Origin of the sequence: Enterococcus wangshanyuanii (genome assembly GCF_002197645.1) — a bacterium.
Classification (GTDB): Bacteria; Bacillota; Bacilli; order Lactobacillales; family Enterococcaceae; genus Enterococcus_L; species Enterococcus_L wangshanyuanii.
This window is the reverse complement of the sequence record NZ_CP021874.1, coordinates 3,620,819-3,637,759: the sequence shown is the minus strand read 5'-3', so window position 1 is coordinate 3,637,759 and position 16,941 is coordinate 3,620,819. Positions and strand designations below refer to the sequence as shown.

General features: G+C 39.9%; 18 protein-coding genes. 3 read left to right on the top strand and 15 right to left on the bottom strand.

Annotated elements, in window-relative coordinates; all coding sequences use genetic code 11:
• Positions 1 to 10 precede the first annotated feature (10 nt).
• Positions 11 to 1,000: a UDP-glucose 4-epimerase GalE gene (gene galE, locus CC204_RS18260; protein ID WP_088271473.1), complete on the bottom strand. Its 990-nt coding sequence runs from the start codon at positions 998 to 1,000 to the stop codon at positions 11 to 13.
• 53 nt (positions 1,001 to 1,053) lie between these two features.
• Positions 1,054 to 2,214 carry a galactokinase gene (locus CC204_RS18255; RefSeq protein ID WP_088271472.1) on the bottom strand — a complete coding sequence of 387 codons (1,161 nt, stop codon included), beginning with the start codon at positions 2,212 to 2,214 and terminating at the stop codon, positions 1,054 to 1,056.
• A gap of 160 nt (positions 2,215 to 2,374) precedes the next feature.
• On the opposite strand from CC204_RS18255, the gene CC204_RS18250 reads away from it, so the two are divergent.
• Both CC204_RS18250 and CC204_RS18245 read left to right on the top strand, forming a co-directional pair.
• Positions 2,375 to 2,542 (top strand): DUF3042 family protein, encoded by a 168-nt coding sequence (locus CC204_RS18250; protein WP_088271471.1) that lies wholly within the window; start codon positions 2,375 to 2,377, stop codon positions 2,540 to 2,542.
• Between the two features lie 277 nt (positions 2,543 to 2,819).
• A complete protein-coding gene (locus tag CC204_RS18245) occupies positions 2,820 to 3,251 on the top strand; it encodes a GNAT family N-acetyltransferase (protein WP_088271470.1) in 432 nt (143 codons plus the stop codon).
• Positions 3,252 to 3,477: 226 nt separating this feature from the next.
• On the opposite strand, the gene CC204_RS18235 is transcribed toward CC204_RS18245, so the two are convergent.
• From CC204_RS18235 to CC204_RS18195, 9 genes are all read right to left on the bottom strand, one after another.
• Complete coding sequence (locus CC204_RS18235; protein ID WP_088271469.1) at positions 3,478 to 3,708, bottom strand: hypothetical protein; 231 nt, start codon at positions 3,706 to 3,708, stop codon at positions 3,478 to 3,480.
• A gap of 50 nt (positions 3,709 to 3,758) precedes the next feature.
• Positions 3,759 to 5,591, bottom strand: coding sequence for an FAD/NAD(P)-binding protein (locus CC204_RS18230; RefSeq protein WP_088271468.1), 1,833 nt, complete (start codon positions 5,589 to 5,591; stop codon positions 3,759 to 3,761).
• Positions 5,592 to 5,625: 34 nt separating this feature from the next.
• A complete protein-coding gene (locus tag CC204_RS18225) occupies positions 5,626 to 5,985 on the bottom strand; it encodes a DUF488 domain-containing protein (RefSeq protein WP_088271467.1) in 360 nt (119 codons plus the stop codon).
• A gap of 137 nt (positions 5,986 to 6,122) precedes the next feature.
• On the bottom strand, positions 6,123 to 6,521 hold the full coding sequence (locus CC204_RS18220; protein WP_087639353.1) for a rhodanese-like domain-containing protein: 399 nt from the start codon (positions 6,519 to 6,521) through the stop codon (positions 6,123 to 6,125).
• A 15-nt stretch (positions 6,522 to 6,536) separates the two neighbouring features.
• Positions 6,537 to 7,508, bottom strand: a complete 972-nt coding sequence (locus CC204_RS18215) for an ROK family glucokinase (protein WP_088271466.1) — start codon at positions 7,506 to 7,508, stop codon at positions 6,537 to 6,539.
• Entirely contained in the window at positions 7,509 to 7,727 is a 219-nt protein-coding gene (locus tag CC204_RS18210) for a YqgQ family protein (protein WP_088271465.1), read from the bottom strand. It lies immediately after the preceding gene.
• Between the two features lie 77 nt (positions 7,728 to 7,804).
• Positions 7,805 to 8,506, bottom strand: coding sequence for a rhomboid family intramembrane serine protease (locus CC204_RS18205; protein WP_088271464.1), 702 nt, complete (start codon positions 8,504 to 8,506; stop codon positions 7,805 to 7,807).
• 9 nt (positions 8,507 to 8,515) lie between these two features.
• Positions 8,516 to 9,055 carry a 5-formyltetrahydrofolate cyclo-ligase gene (locus CC204_RS18200; protein WP_088271463.1) on the bottom strand — a complete coding sequence of 180 codons (540 nt, stop codon included), beginning with the start codon at positions 9,053 to 9,055 and terminating at the stop codon, positions 8,516 to 8,518.
• A 115-nt stretch (positions 9,056 to 9,170) separates the two neighbouring features.
• Positions 9,171 to 10,100 carry an alpha/beta fold hydrolase gene (locus tag CC204_RS18195; protein ID WP_088271462.1) on the bottom strand — a complete coding sequence of 310 codons (930 nt, stop codon included), beginning with the start codon at positions 10,098 to 10,100 and terminating at the stop codon, positions 9,171 to 9,173.
• A 120-nt stretch (positions 10,101 to 10,220) separates the two neighbouring features.
• Between CC204_RS18195 and CC204_RS18190 the strand changes: the two genes are divergently transcribed.
• Complete coding sequence (locus CC204_RS18190; RefSeq protein WP_088271461.1) at positions 10,221 to 10,775, top strand: shikimate kinase; 555 nt, start codon at positions 10,221 to 10,223, stop codon at positions 10,773 to 10,775.
• Positions 10,776 to 10,821: 46 nt separating this feature from the next.
• Here the strand turns inward: CC204_RS18190 and CC204_RS18185 are convergent, their stop codons facing one another.
• The 4 genes from CC204_RS18185 to glpK all read right to left on the bottom strand — a co-directional run bounded on the left by CC204_RS18185 (position 10,822) and on the right by glpK (position 16,913).
• A complete protein-coding gene (locus tag CC204_RS18185; protein ID WP_088271460.1) occupies positions 10,822 to 12,552 on the bottom strand; it encodes a Na/Pi cotransporter family protein in 1,731 nt (576 codons plus the stop codon).
• A 279-nt stretch (positions 12,553 to 12,831) separates the two neighbouring features.
• Entirely contained in the window at positions 12,832 to 13,551 is a 720-nt protein-coding gene (locus tag CC204_RS18180; protein WP_088271459.1) for an MIP/aquaporin family protein, read from the bottom strand.
• 1 nt (position 13,552) lies between these two features.
• Positions 13,553 to 15,385, bottom strand: a complete 1,833-nt coding sequence (gene glpO / locus CC204_RS18175; protein WP_088271458.1) for a type 1 glycerol-3-phosphate oxidase — start codon at positions 15,383 to 15,385, stop codon at positions 13,553 to 13,555.
• A 19-nt stretch (positions 15,386 to 15,404) separates the two neighbouring features.
• Positions 15,405 to 16,913: a glycerol kinase GlpK gene (gene glpK, locus CC204_RS18170; protein WP_087639343.1), complete on the bottom strand. Its 1,509-nt coding sequence runs from the start codon at positions 16,911 to 16,913 to the stop codon at positions 15,405 to 15,407.
• Positions 16,914 to 16,941: the final 28 nt, after the last annotated feature.

Here is a 16,941-nt window from a genome sequence, read left to right as displayed (position 1 = left end):
ATTGTTCCTCCTAGTCTTCGTATCCCTTTGGATGACTGACATGCCAGTCCCAAGCTGTTTTGATGATTTCTTTGATCTCTGTTACTTGCGGCTGCCAGCCTAAAATTTCTTTTGCTTTTTCACTTGAAGCAACCAATTTACTAGGATCTCCAGCTCGGCGCGGTAAAATTTTTGCCGGAATTTCTTTTCCAGTCACTTCACGGGCTGCTTCCAGCATTTCCTTCACTGAATAGCCATTATTGCTGCCAAGATTGAAGATATTGCTTTCATTACCGTTTCGTAGATATTCTAACGCAGCGATATGAGCAGCAATCAAGTCTTCGATATACACATAGTCACGGATACACGTCCCATCCGCCGTATCATAATCATCACCATAAATTCCTAAGTATTCTCTTTGGCCTAATGCCGCTTGTAAAATGATCGGCACTAAATGGGTCTCGGGATCATGATCTTCTCCGATCGATGCATCAGCTTTTGCCCCAGCTACATTAAAATAGCGTAACGCAACATAGCGCATTCCGTATGCTTGATCGCACCATTTCATCATTTTTTCCATCATTAGTTTGCTTTCACCATACGGATTTTCAGGATTCGTAGGCATTGTTTCTACGATTGGCATTGTTTTAGGTTCACCGTAAGTTGCAGCGGTTGAAGAAAAGACGATTTGTTTTACGCCAAACTCCGCCATCACTTCTAAGACCACCTGCGTTCCATAGACATTATTGTTGAAATACATCAACGGTTTTTCAACCGATTCACCAACAAGGGAGCTTGCTGCAAAATGAATGACGCCGTCAATCGACTCTTTTCTAAAAATATCCTGCATAAATGCTTTATCTCGAATATCTCCTTGGTAGAAAACAGCCTGTTCGTGAACCGCCTGTTTGTGACCTGTTTGAAGATTATCAACGACTATAACTTCGTAATTTTTATTAATCAACTGATCCACCGCATGGGAACCAATATAACCGGCACCGCCTAATACTAAAATTGACATGGTATTGCCTCCTTGGATTTTCTTATCCTCTTCATTTTAACATAGCTCCTATTTTACTGCTTTTTTGCGCCATCAGCAATGTTTGCTACGTAAAAATCTGCCGAATAGCCCACTTTGTCTAAATAGATTTGCCCCACTTTTTGAGTAAAAGCTTCTACCATTTCTTTCTGTACCAAAGCGATACTGCATCCGCCAAAACCTGCTCCAGTCATTCTTGCACCGAGTACACCGGGTTGCTTTTGAGCAGCAAAAACTAGTGTATCCAGTTCTACTCCAGTTACTTCATAATCCTCTCTTAAAGAAGCATGGGAAGCGTTCAGCAATTGACCAAAAGCAGTTAAATCATTTTGGACCAACGCATTCTTTGCTTTGATCGTTCGCTGATTCTCTGTAACTGCATGTTTCGCCCGCCGAATCAGACGTTCATCCGAAATCAGCTGTTTGTTTGCTTCAAAAGTCTCTTCTGATAGCTCACCTAATGAGTCTATGGGTAACTTTGTCTGTAAAAGCTGCAATGCCTTCTCACATTCTGCACGTCGTTCATTATATTTTGAATCAGCTAGCTCTCTGCGCTTGTTGGTGTTCATGATCACAATGACATAATCACCAAAAGCCGCTGGAACCATTTCATATTCAAGTGTGTTGGTATCTAATAAAATAGCTTGATCTTTTTGTCCCATACCGATCGCAAATTGATCCATGATCCCAGAATTAACGCCGATAAATTGGTTTTCCACTTTTTGGCCCGTTTTGACTAAATCCAGCATCGGTACCTTCAACTGAAATAAATCGTTTATAATCACACCTGTCAAAAGCTCTATGGAAGCAGAAGAAGAAAGTCCGGCTCCATTTGGGATCGTTCCATAAAATAAAAGATCCATTCCCTGATCGATTTGCCAGCCTGTATCGATCAAATACTTGATCATTCCTTTCGGATAATTCGCCCAATCATGTGCTTTATCATAGCTCAGGTCATCCAGTGACACTTCAATGATCCCCAATTCAGAAAAATTTTCCGAATAAAAACGGATCAGCCGATCTTCACGTTTTCCAGCCAAACCATATGTCCCGATCGTGATCGCGGCAGGAAAAACGTGGCCTCCATTATAATCCGTATGTTCACCGATCAAATTGATTCGTCCAGGAGCAAAATAATTCCCTTGGGCTGCTTTTCCAAACGTGGATCGAAATAATTGCTCAAATTCTTTTTTCATGCCTATTCTCCTTTTAATTTATTTAGTAAATTTATTATAAAATATTTACTAAATTTTATCAATAGTTTTATTTAGCTTGAATTTTTCAAGGTATTGGATTTTTTTTATCTTTTAGTTCATAATAGAAGTGTCTAAATGAATAGAAAGGAGAACTACTATTATGAAAAAATTTATTTCCGGTATGCTTGTAGGAACAGCTGCAACTTGTGCTGCAGTTATCGGCTTAGCTGCAACGATCAAAAAAACGGTAATCGATCCAATTGAAGAAAAAGAAGATATGATCGAGGAAAACCGTAAGAAAGCAATGCGCAAACGTATTTCACGTTAGTAATGAAGAATAAGAAACTCAGTACGACGTCTTTCGTCAGCTACTGAGTTTCTTTTTTATGGACAGACAATCCTAATTAATCAATATAGTAAAGAATCACTACCATCCTTTACTTAAATTGACAGACCGATCAATCCGCTTTAAGATAGATATTATACTAAAAGAGAGACAGGAGATTTTAGAATGAACAGCTATTTTAGTTGGGGCTATACTCAGAAAATAATTACTTTACTAACAGAAAGGAGAGGATAAAAAAACAACTAACGGAGGATTTACGATGTTAAAAAAACGAACAGCAACTAAAAGTGATTATGTTTTAATTTTAGAAATTTGGGAACGATCTGTAAAAGCGACTCACCATTTTTTATCAGAGGAAGATGTTGATTTTTATAAAAAAATCATTCCAGAGAGCTTGGCTAGTGTCGATTTGTCTTTATGGACCGATGAAGAACGTGTAGTTGGTTTTAGCGGAATCGATGAGGACGAGTTAGTGATGTTATTTCTAGATCCAGCTTTTATTGGAAAGGGATATGGTAGCAAAATACTCACTTATTTGATCAACAATGATGGGATAAAAAGAATAGACGTCAACACTCAAAATAAACAGGCAAAAGCGTTCTACTTACATCATGGATTCACTATTGAATCTGAAGATGAACGAGATGGCTTTGGTAAACCCTATCCTATTACCCATCTAATCAAAAAATAGAAGTTGATACTCTAATGAGAGTCTTTAGGATCACAAAAGTGACTGAGACAAAACTCTGCGAGTCAAATCCCAGTCACCTGTAATCCGGATAAACGGTGAGAGCAGAAGCAATCCCTTCGGAAATAAGAAAGAATTCACAAAAATTTGCAAAACAATTTTCGTGAATTCTTTCTTATTTCTCGGGATTAAACACTTCTGTCTCAACCTCTTTTAGTATTGCTCTTTTTTAGGATAAACTTCTTGAGAAATGCGCCATTGCTCCTTTGACCTCATCCAGCTTCTCAGGTTTGACCAAAGGCAGTACTTTTTCCTGTAATGCATGGAAATCCTCTAAAGTCATTTTTTTCGTTTGTTGATCAGCAAAGCTTTGTACAAGAATCGCTTTGGCTTCTTCTTGTTTTTCTGATAATGTATTTTCTAAGAAAAATGCTAAAAATTTCTGTTGTCCGTTATGCATAAAAAACGCTCTCCTTTTTTATTGAACAAATAAATTGTCTGATTACTGTATCATTTAAAAATCGTTTCGGCAATTCTATCCGCTTCCCTCAAATTCCAAGGATCCGTGCCTGGTCTTGACGTCGCCGCAGTCAGCCAATGAAACCCTTCTGTTGGAACCCCATAGCAGAACAAGCCATCAACGACCTTTTTATCCGCTCCGATCATCTGACTGTTTCTTTTCTCTACTAAAAGAGCGCCAGTAGGATAACTATCCCCAGAAGCTAAGGTCAAATGATGAATCGTTCCTAACCCATCTTTTAGAAGTTGCTGTACTAAAGGATTTAAACTCAGCTGATTTTCAGTATGTGGTAAACGAGCTTCGATCAGAAAATGAGCCGCATATTCATTTTCAGGATCGTCTTTAGAATACGTGATAAATTTTCCGTTTCGCATTTCTATTTGCATTTCTCCTGGTAAAATAATCACGATCCCTGCTTCAATCAACGCTTCCAACTCTGCAATGCGCTCAAGTGGCGGACCGATAGACAAAAACGCATTCAACGGTGTAAACCAATCCCAAAGCCATTCTTTAGTTTCATCTGCTGTAAAAAGGTCATGATCCAGCATAAAGCGCACTTCATCCCGCAAATCCTTCAGACTATCTAAAGCTGCTGCAAATGGCCCGAAGACATTTCCTTTTTTAGCTGCTTCAACATCCCATAATAAATAATCGCGTAAAAATTTTTTGAAAGACTCCATCTTTTTGATTGCTTGTTTTGGTTGTTCAAGAAAAGACCAATCCCACCACTCTTCTTCCTTGATCCCGAATTTCTGAAGAACAGTTTCATCTCCTTTGGTTCGAACAAAGTCATCTGTAAACTTACTTATATCGATGGTTGGGTATTGTTCTTTGAGCAGTGTCGAATAATAGGCAAATTCAACTTCTTTTTTCAACAAAAAGAAAAATTGCTCTGCAGATAAGTTCTGTTTGCGCTTAAATCGATTCAAGCTTTTCTCTTTTAGGAAACGAGGCCGATACTCCTCTCCATAGCCTTTTTGATTCAATCCTCTAGCATGATATGGAATGCCTCGTCTTGCTCCTGCAATGATTTTCGGTTCTCTTCCAGAAGGATGGTAAATTAATTTTCCCGATTTTTCGCTGTAAGTTCCACCTCGGTCACCTGTCAATAAGGTAAGGTAGTCAAAAAAAGCCAAGCCTAATCCTCGAACCAAAAGTGGCTTTTGCTTTTTGACTGCTTCTAAATGAGCATCTGCGGCATTTTTAGGAGAGGAATAATACAAGCGATGCTCGCTAGCATAAGCAGCTAAATCTTTCATTTCTCCCGTCAGATCATTTTCTTGATGCCCCAATGCCAAAACCACCTTATCTGCAGTCGTCTCAACTGCTCTGGTATATACTTGGAAAAGCTCACCATCGCTTCGAACTGCCCGGACAGTATCTTTGAAAAATTTTACAGAGGTTTGTTCAGTCATTCGTGTTTGAACATACTCATAAAACCATTGTTGATATAAGCCGTACAAAGCTCGGGAGCAATGATCATTTGGTCCCAGTTTTTCACATTCTTCGATGAAAAAAACAGTATTCTCGCTATTTATTTTTCTGATAAACGTTGGCGCTTCTTGTTTTATCCACTCAAATAAATTGGGGCCTTTTGCTACCGGACCCGCTGTGCTTAAGGTTTCATCTGTAAATAACGTAACATGTGAAGCAACTGAATTCATCAATAATGACGTTGATTGATCTGTACGCCACACTTTTCCTCCTGGACCGTAAGGATCAAACATCGTGATTTGAACCACTTGCTCATCTCTGGACCATTCGATGATTCGTTCCAAAGCCGAAAGCCCGCGCGGTCCCCCGCCAACGATTGCGATTTTCATCTTATCCCTCCCTTCACTGAACAACGATTATTTCTTAGTTTAATGTATTTTCTACGCTATCTTTCAACACAACAGCATTATTACGCACTTGATCCTTCGCACCATAAATGAACGTTACTGTGGGATGAGTCTTTACAATGTCTAATAGCTCTCGAAAAGCTGTTTGAGTTGCTCCAGTTTGTAACTCTGCTTGATATTTTTCTTTAAATTCTGGAAATTTGCTTGATTCGTGATTGAACCATTGTCTTAGCTCTTTACTAGGTGCGACTTCCTTTAACCATAAATCCAGATGCTCTTTTTCCTTTGACATTCCTCGTGGCCATAATCGATCGACCAATACTCGAAAACCGTCTTCTTTTTCAGCAGCTTCATAAGCTCGCTTCAATTGAATCATTTCAATCACCTCATTCTTATTTTATCTTAATTGCTAAAAAAAGAAATGATTATGCTGTTCACTAAAAAGAAAAAACACAGAGAAACAAACGCCGTTCTGAATAGAGTCACCGTTTATTTCTGCTGTGTTTTGATTCATTACATATTTTTCTTCTTCGTTTTACCAGTCCAGCCTTCATAGCCGCCCTTTAAAATATAGACATCGCTAAAGCCATTTTTACGTAATTGGTTCGCTGTACGAATGCTCAATGATTTTTTCTGATCATAAAGATAAACTGGTTGGTCTTTACGAATCGAATTCAATGTCGTTTTGATCGTTGTATAAGGCATATTACGCGCACCAAGAATATGACCTGCATCAAAAGAATCTTTTTCGCGGACATCAATGATCTGTGCTTTTCTCATGCCTTCTTTAAATTCTGCTTCTGTGATCGTTTTGGCAGAACGTTTCGCCATAATTCGCAGATATAATTCATTTAACCCCATTGCTAGTAAAATCGTTGCTAAAACAATATTAATAATCCATAAAACGTTCATTCCAAAATCCCTTTCTTACTGTTTCTCCATAAATTGTAATGCTAAAGAAGCTGCTCCGATAACACCGGCTTCATTCCCTAATTGGGCTAATTTGACCTGTGTGCTGTTGCGAACCTCAGGAAAAGTAAACTCTTCAAAATAAGCTTGGACGCGGCTACGTAAAAATTCTCCTGCTGCAGAAACACCGCCACCGATAACCACACTAGATGGATTCAAGGTATTCCCGACATTTCCAACCGCTAGCCCTAGGAAGTAACAAACACGATCAACGACCATCAAGCCAAAAGGATCATCCGCCTGTGCATAGTCAAAGACATCTTTACTAGAGACATCTTGTCCATCGTCGATTGCTTGTTTCAACTTAGAATCACCTGCATATTCTTCCGACATATGACGGGCGACACGCACAACTCCTGTTGCACTTGAAACAGTTTCTAGACAGCCGCGTTTCCCGCAAGTACATTCAAAACCACCAGGATCTACGGTAACATGTCCGATTTCACCAGCACAGCCGTTCACCCCATGCAATAAGTTACCTTCTGCGATGATTCCGCCGCCGACGCCAGTCCCAAGCGTGATAAACACAACATCAGGATTATTTTCACCAGCGCCTTTCCAACGTTCGCCTAAAGCAGCTACATTGGCATCATTATCTAAAACAAAAGGGATTCCTGTTGCTTCTTCGATTTGAGTTTTGACCATTTGCTTTTTGGTCCAGTTAAGATTATAGGCGCCTACAACTGTTCCTTTTTCAATATCGACACTGCCGGGCGTTCCCATGCCGATGCCGACAAAATCTTCATGTTTCATTCCATAAAGCGACAGACGATGATTGATCGATTCAATAATATCCGGCACGATATGACTGCCTTCTTCTTGAATATTTGTTTCGATACTCCATTTTTGCTGAATCTCACCGTCTACAGTCAAAATCGCAAACTTAATCGTTGTCCCGCCTAAATCAATCCCTATCAGTTTCTTCTCCATTTACTCGGTTCCTTTCTCAGTTGCTCTGCTTTCTTCAATTCGATATTCTCTTTGCAAGACACTTCTTGCGTGAAGATAGGTGTCTCTGTCGATCAAGCGACTTTCGTAAATATTTTTCAATTCGATCATCATCAACTCGATATCATAGATCCTCGCACCTACATAAATGTAAATCCCGAATTGTTTAAATAACTGCTGCACATCGTATAACGTTTCCATTTTACCTGCACTTCCTTATAAAAACTGGAGCAGATCGATCACTGCACAGCTGTTGATCCACCCAATCATTATACAAGCTAACCATATTTTTTAAAACCCAGAGCGAAACAAACGCCCAATAAAAATATAAAAAAGATTCCTGAAATAATTCGTTCATGGATATTGAATTCATCTGAATGATCTGGCACTGCTAATGCTGTAGCAGTTAAAAAACCACCGATCAATCCGCCAACATGACCCATGATATCTACTTGACTACTAAACAAATTAAAAATCAAATTGATGCCGATAAACGTTGCATAACGTTGTACCATAAAGGAAATCGCAGGATTATTTCTAAAATGGCGGCCTAAAATAACAAATGCACCAAATAATCCGAACAATGACGTACTGGCACCTGCTGAAATGGCATTTTGCGACCCAAAAGCAAAGCTGGCAATATTTCCCGCCACTCCGCTAAGCAGATAAATTGCTAAATAACGCCAATGGCCATAAATGCTTTCAACCTGAGAACCGACATAATACAAGGTAACCATATTCACGACAAAATGCAGCCAGCCAATATGTAAAAACATAGGAGTAAAAAGACGCCAGTATTCATGTAAATAGATGATCTCCCCACGGGACATTGCTCCCCAATCGATCAATACCTGACTGCTCGTTGAACCGCCTGAAACTTCCATGCCTAAGAATACGATCGTTGTGATTCCCAGCAAAATATACGTCACCAAGGGCTGATTTAGTAGTCGTTTTACTTTCATTTGAGTTTGATAATTCATGTATTCCTCCTAGCTGATAAATAATCGTTTTACCGGCTGATCAAAAGACTCGATCGGCCAGTGCTCTTGAATTTGTTCACTGAATACCAAACTACATGTTTCTCCTTGGAACTGCAGCAAAAATCGATCATAAAATCCGCCGCCAAAACCAATCCGAAACCCCGAACGAGTAAACACGATTCCCGGTACAATCAATAAGTCGATCTTCTCATGCCCTACTTCAGGTTCATCGACGGGCTCTTCCACCCCAAAAGCTGTCTTTTCAAATTTTGTTTCTGGTCTAACCGAATGAAAGGACAAACGCCGCTCAGTCTTTGTAACAGGCATTAGCATCACCTTATCCTCTGCCCAGCCCTGCTTTAACAAAATATGCGTGTCAAATTCAAAATCCATCGGCTTCGTGATTGCGATCGTTTGCGCTTTTTGCCAGAGAGGATCGTTGAATAACTGCTGACTGATCAAGTATTCTTTTTGTTCTTTTAGTGCTGGATGATCATGGAGCCATTTCAAATTCGCCAAGCCTAATGTTCTTAAACGTGCCTTCTCCATCCAACCCCTCCTAGATAGAAAATTCCCTAAAGTACAGTACTCCTAAACTTCTTATCTCATTTTTTGCCTTACCTTATAAGTTTATAGAAAAACACCTGAAATAGCAAACAGATGCTTAGTGATTTTCAGAATCAAGCAACTTTTTTTGCAGCCAGCTGCTGATCGCTTTATAAACTTCCTTTTTCTCTGCTTCCAGCAAGATTTCATGGCGCAGCTCAGCAAATAGAACAAGTGATACATCAATAGACGCTTGATCTAATTCTTTAGCAACTTTTCTAGGCCCTTTACCAAAGTCTCCGACCGGATCCTGTTCTCCACTAATCACCAATATCGGGATACTTTTCTCAATATTTTCAGCCCAGTCTTTTCGATTTGCCTTTTCGACCAATCGAAATAGTGTATAAAAGCCGTTGTTGGTAAAAGTAAAACCTGTCAACGGGTCTTGCTCATATCGTCGAACATTTTCCTGATTTTTACTTAACCAGTTAAAAAATCCTGGTTCAGGAAAATGCTTATTGAATGAACCAAATGCTAGCTGATCCAATTTTTTATTGATTTTTTTAGGAAATGTCTTGTTTAATCCGCCTGTCAATGATAATGCAAGCGGCAGCATTGCAGCTTTTTGACCCGTTCCCATGAAAATAGCCCCGCTGATTTGAGGGTTGTATTCCTGTAAATACGTCCGCAAAGCAAACGAGCCCATGCTGTGACCAAGCATAAAATGCGGAAGTTCGGGATATTTCTCTGCGATCCAGCTGCTGACCTGATCGATATCCTCTAGCACGAATCCGACAGAATCGCCTTTGCCAAAATAACCATGCGTTGAATGCTCTGCAGAAATCGATTTCCCATGTCCTAAATGATCATGACCAACAACGATAAAGCCTAGATTATTTAAGTAAACGGCAAAATCATGATAACGCTCGATATATTCTGCCATCCCATGAATCAGTTGGATCGTTGCTATCGGTGTTTTCTCTGTTGTCCAACAAATCAAATGATTGTCCGTTTTCTGATCTGCTGACAAAAAAGTTTGATGTTCCATTGCCATCCCTCTTCTCGATTGATACTATATATTATATGTTAGCAATGAGCGAATTACTACCCATCTTTAGTTTTACCTATAAAAAATACAGGCAGTTCCTTTAAAGAAAGGAGTGATATGATGAAAATTCAAATCATTGGTGCTTCTGGCGCTGGAAAAAGTACTTTGGGTCAATATATTGCTGAAAAAGAACTGGTGAAATGGATCGATACCGATAACTATATTTGGCAAGACGAAACCTTCACAAAGGCTCGTGCTATCCCTGAACGTTTGAAACGCTATCAAAATGACCGTAAATTATTTAAAGACTTCATTGCTTCCGGCTCCGTCTTTGGCTGGAATCCTGAAGGTTTTATGGATCGTGATTTATTGGTTTTCCTTTTTCTCGATGAAGATCTGCGAATGGAGCGTCTGAAAAAAAGAGAAATTGAAAGAGGCGGCACTTCTGCACTGATCCTTGATGAAAATGGTGAACAAACAAATGAGTTTATTGAATGGTGCAAAACCTACTATACAGCTAAAAGTTCGTCTGATATCGGAACATATGCTGAGCATAAGTATCAAATGGAACATTCAGCAAGTCCCGTGCTAAAATTAAATAGTGATCACTCCTTAGAAAAATTGCATCACTTAATCATCACCGCATTTCACGAGCAACATAAAACAAGAAACTGATATCGAGCAACACGCTGTCGGTATTAGTTTCTTGTTTTATTTGATCTCATTCTGATTGTAGTGTGATCACAGGATTGACCGATTGATCGACCACGATTTCCTCGGTCCCGTATCGTTCGCCTAAAATGTATTTTGCAATATGGATCGTCCGATCACTCATCCGTTCCAAATTCGACGCAATATCGATAAATAGAACGCCATCAGCTGCGCGACCTTTCCCGCTGTTCATCGTTGAAATATATTTTTTCCGCAACTTTTTGACCATTTGATCGATTTGCTCCTCTCGATCCAGCATGTGAGCAGCCATCTCTTTGTCATCATTTTCAAAGACAATCAAAGAATCACGAATATTTTTCATGACTTTTTCAAATAGATCAACGACATCTTCATCATATAAAATCAGAGAATCCCGTTCAGACACTTTTCCAGCCTTCTTGTCTTTTGCTTTTTGTTTCTTTTCAAGCTGAATTGCTTCTGTCAGATTTTGGATAATGTTTCGGCAATGATCACCGATCCGTTCAAGATCTTTCGTCAGCTCCAGCATCATCGTTTGTTCGTGGCTTTCAGCTCTTGATAATTCTACAGCCGAAAGCTGAACGAGATATTCCGTCAAACGGTTGTCGACGTCATTGATGGCTGTTTCATATTGACCAGCATTTTCTTTATCGATCTCATGCTGATTTTCATAATAGGCTTTCGTTGCATCAAAAGCACCTAGAACATAATCACCCATTTGCAGCAACTCGATCTTCGCTTGATTAAGTGCTAAAGTTGTTGAACTTTGAATAATAGATTCATTCAGATTCGATGGTTTGAAATCAATACTCTTATCTTTTCCTGGAATGATTTTTCGCACAAGTAACTCGATTTTATCGATAAACCAAAACTGGATCAATAAATTCGATACATTGAATAGACCATGAGCAACAGCGATCTGCATTGCCGGCTGAAGGTTGAATACATCAGAAATACGAACAACAACAGCTGTGAAGGGTGTTAACAATGTCGTAAAAATAATCGCCCCGATCAAATTGAAAATCACATGCGCTGCAGCCGTTCTCTTTGCAGCCACGCTGACACCTAAAGCAGCAATGACCGCCGTGATCGTCGTACCAATATTGTCACCAAATAGAATCGGCAGCACTGAACCGATTGCTAAACTCCCCTGGCTATAAAGCTGTTGTAAAATTCCGATCGTCGCACTGGAGCTTTGCAGTACCATTGTCAATAACGTCCCGATTCCTACGCCTAAAACTGGATGATGAGACACATTGACCATCAGCTCCGAAAACTGCGGCAAATCACTTAACGGCGCCATTCCATCTCCCATCAGTTTCAATCCGTAAAATAAACAACCAAAACCAAAAAGGATCTGACCGATCGTATTGACCGTCTCTCGTTTTGAAAAGAAAAGTAATATCGAACCAACGCCAATGATCGGTAAGGCATACGAGCTTAAATTGAACCCAATGATAAATGCGGTGACCGTCGTACCGACATTTGCTCCCATGATCACACCGATCGCCTGACGTAAGGACATAAAGCCGACACTGACCAAACCAACGGTCAAAACTGTTGTTCCTGAACTACTTTGAATAATTGCTGTAACGATCAAACCTGCTAAAACAGACCGTAAAGGGGTCGACGTAAATGTATTTAAAATTTCACGCAAGGAATCCCCAGCAGACTTTTGCAAACCATCTCCCATATACTTCATACCGAACAAAAATATTCCCAAACCGCCTAGAAAAGGAAATAAAACCTCTTGATAGGACACACATGTTCCTCCTCTTACCTTGACTTTTTACTTTGTTATTCATTACACAAAAACGTTTTCACTTTTAAGAGTACAGAAAAATCAATAGCTTGTAAATAAAATATCGTTATTTTCATTAAAAATTCATGGTCCCTCATTTTATTCAAGCCACTGAAATACTTTGCATGAAAAAGAGTCTGAGATAAAAAAGCGTTTAGCTCATGCATTCAAAATCAAAGCCTGAAACAAAACTATTTTTTTAGTTTTGCGTCAGGCTTTTCATTTTATTTTATTCTTTCATTAAACCATCAACATGTATACACCAGCAGCGATCACTGCCCCGATAACAGGTCCGACGATCGGTACCCATGAATACGCCCAGTCAGAAGTTCCCTTTGTTGAAATCGGTAGTAATTGATGGGCTAAACGCGGACCAAAGTCACGCGCTGGATTGATCGCATAGCCTGTTGGTCCACCAAGAGATAGACCGATCGCTAAAATCAAGGCACCAACGATCAGAGGAGTCAAACCATCAGTGATAGTATTTTGTGAAAATGACAGCAGTCCTAAAACTAAAACAAATGTACCAATAATTTCTGTGATCATATTTGCCGGATAGTTACGAATCGCAGGTCCTGTCGCGAATGTCCCTAACACAGCTCCTTGATCTTCTGTTTGATTCCAGTGAGGCAAATAGGCCAACCAAACTAAGAATGCGCCAACAACAGCTCCTAGAACCTGCGCAATGATGAATGGAACAACTAATCCCCATTCAAAATTGCCAGCCATAGCCATTGCGATCGTTACAGCAGGATTCAAATGCGCCGGTCCCATAAATCCAGAGATATAAACCGCCATCGTTACCGCCATTGCCCAACCAAAAGCAATCACGATCCAGCCGGAAGCTTCTGCTTTACTTTTTTTCAGATTAACAGCTGCACAGACACCATCACCTAAAAGAATCAAAATCATTGTTCCTAAAAACTCACTAAAAATCTGTGTCATACTAGAAGTATCCATTTTACTTCGCTCCTTCTTTCAATGTCGTTAAATCAGATTCCGCTATTAGTTGATTCAATTCTTGTTCATAACCTGCTTTTTGTTGTTCGGACCAATCATAGTAATTGGCCATTTCAGAAATAACCCCTTGTTTGACTGTGTCCAGTGTATCTCGCATAAACAACAAATGATTCGTTCTGCGAATGAGATAATCAGAAGGAGTCAACGTCATTTCATTTTCAAGTGCATGATGCAATCCTAAGGTTTCTGCTAAAGTCAAACCATCCACTGGTGTTGTCTCAGAAATTTTTTCAAAAAGCTGTGTCACGTTTGAGCCATATAAATGAGCGAGATATTCTGCATCCTCCTCAGGTAATCCTTGCTCAACGCCATGTTTTGCTAACGCTTTCAATTCTGTTTCAGCATTAGCAGCATCGATATCTCCACCAGAGACTGCATATGTTTTCGAATCGATCAGCTCAATAGTTTTGTTAAATTCGTCTTTTAGGATACGTTGAATTTCTTTAAGCGCACCTTCAGCCATTTTACGGTAATCAGTGATTTTCCCGCCAGATAAGGTCAACAAACCATCCTCAGAACGCTCCAGCAAGCTTCCTCTAGAAACAGCCGATGGGTTTTCTTTGCTTTCAGACAAGGAATCTTCTAAGTGATTTAAGACATTTTCTACATCAAAACGAGTGGCCGTTTTTTGCTGATATTTTTCAACGATATCAATGACCTGATCAAAACTTTGGTCAGAGACCTTTCCATTGTTCCCGCCATTATAGTCTGAACCACCATTTTCAGAAATCAGCGGACGCAGTCCAGCCCAGCTTGATTCGATATCATCGATCGTCACATTTGCTTCAGGATAGCGATTATTGACGATTTCCAGCAAGTAATCTACATCTTCCTGAGTCACTGTTGGATGTTCATAATCACCCGTATAGTCCGTATCCGTCGTACCAAAATACGTTTTCTTTTCTCTTGGAACAACGAAGACCATTCGGCCGTCATGCTTCCCTGTATCAAAATATGTTGGTTGGGGCACAAACAGCTTACTGCTGTCGACAACTAAGTGAACACCTTTAGTCGGACGCATTTGCGGAGTTACTTTTTCCTTAGTATCTAGTCCGCGGACTTTATCAGACCATGGGCCAGTTGTATTGATCACGATATTGGCTTTGATCTCAAACTCTTCGCCTGTTAATAAGTCTTTTGCTTTGACTCCGCTGATTTTCCCGTGATCATAAATAAATCCGACTGCTTTGACTTTACTAACCATTGCTCCGCCATCTTGAGACGCGCGTTTGATATTTTCGATCACCAGTCTAGCATCATTGTTTCTAAAATCTAAATAGACACCGCCGCCTTGTAGTCCTTCATGTTTAAGCTGAGGCTCACGCTCTAAGACTTCTTCTTTTGTTAATGTATAGTTTTCATATTTGGTGCCGATCACGTTCGCTAAACGGTCATATAGATCCATTGCAACCTTGACTGAAAACATGTTGAAAGTCGCCTTCGGCTCATCATAAATCGGTAAAAGCATAGGATCAGGTTTGGGGATATGAGGAGCAATGGCTTGAACAACCGCCCGCTCCTGCACTGTATCCGCCACGACTTCGACATCAAAATTTTTCAAATAGCGAATTCCGCCATGAACTAATTTCGTAGAACGTGAAGAGGTTCCTTCAGCAAAATCCTGCATTTCGATCAAACCAGTCTTCATTCCAGTAGCACTTGCTTGCAGTGCAACACCTGCTCCTGTAATTCCTCCGCCAATAATCAACAAGTCTAATTGTTCGTTTTTCAAAGCTTCAATCGATTTTTCTCTTGTTTTTATTGAAAATGTCATCACTGTTCACCTCTTCCTTCTATTTTGATTTGTGCTTAAACATTTGCGTTGCTGCAACGGCCTGCTGCCAACCTTCATACAAATCATCGCGTTCAGCATCAGACATTTTTGTCTCAAAAATTTGTCCTTCTTCATAGAACGCTTTTAATTCATCTAGGTCTTTCCAGAAGCCAACTGCTAATCCTGCTAAGAAAGCTGCACCTAAGGCAGTTGTTTCAAGATTTTGAGCTTTTTGAACAGAGGTATTTAAAATATCTGCTTGAAATTGCATCAATAAATCGTTATTGGCTGCACCGCCATCTACCTTCAAGATCGGGATATCGATGCCTGTGTCATTTTTCATCGTATCAATGATATCTCGTACCTGATAAGCCACTGACTGTAATGTTGCTTTGACGAAATCTTCTCTCGTTGTTCCGCGAGTTAAGCCAAAAACTGCACCTCTAGCATCTGAATCCCAGTAAGGAGCGCCCAGTCCAGTAAATGCAGGCACTACATAAACTTCATTTTTATTATGAGATTCATTTGCAACTGCTTCTGATTCTGCAGCTGTTTGGATCATTTTTAAGCCATCTCTCAGCCATTGAACAGCTGAACCAGCGACAAAAATACTTCCTTCTAAAGCATAATAGACTTTTCCATTGATCCCATAACCGATCGTTGTTAATAAATTATTATCTGAAAGTTGTGGTTTTTCTCCTGTGTTCATTACAATAAATGAGCCTGTACCGTACGTATTTTTAACCATTCCAGGTTCAAAAGCCATTTGGCCGAATAATGCTGCTTGTTGGTCTCCAGCCATACCTGAAATCGGAATTTCGCTACCATAAAAATGGTAATTCTTCGTTAAGCCGTATACTTCAGAGTTAGAGGTTGCTTTTGGTAACATCACACGCGGAATATTCAAAATATCTAAGATATCTTGATCCCAATCTAAGTCATGGATATTAAATAGCATTGTTCTGCTGGCGTTCGAGTAATCTGTTACGTGTGTTTCTCCGCCTGTCAGCTTCCAAACTAGCCATGTATCGATCGTTCCAAAAAGCAACTCACCTTTTTCAGCACGCTCTTGAGCACCTTCGACATTATCTAGGATCCAACGAATTTTTGTGGCAGAAAAGTAAGCATCTACGATCAAACCAGTTTTTTCATGGATCATATCACCATGTCCATCCTCTTTTAACTGATCTGCGATCGGCGAAGATTGACGTGACTGCCAAACCACTGCATTATGAATAGGAAGACCTGTCTGCTTATCCCAAACGACAGTTGTTTCACGCTGATTAGTGATCCCAATACCAGCAATGTCTGTTGGGCGAACGCCAGATTCGATCAAAGCTCCAGCAATAACCGATTGTACTGAATTCCAAATCTCATTTGCATTATGTTCGACCCAGCCTGCTTTTGGAAAATACTGTGTAAATTCCTTCTGTGAACTTCCAACATTGTTCCCTTTTTTGTCAAAAATAATTGCTCGTGATGAAGTAGTCCCTTGATCGATCGCCATGATGTACTTTTGTTCTGACATTGTAATTCCTCCTAAATAATAAAAGTGT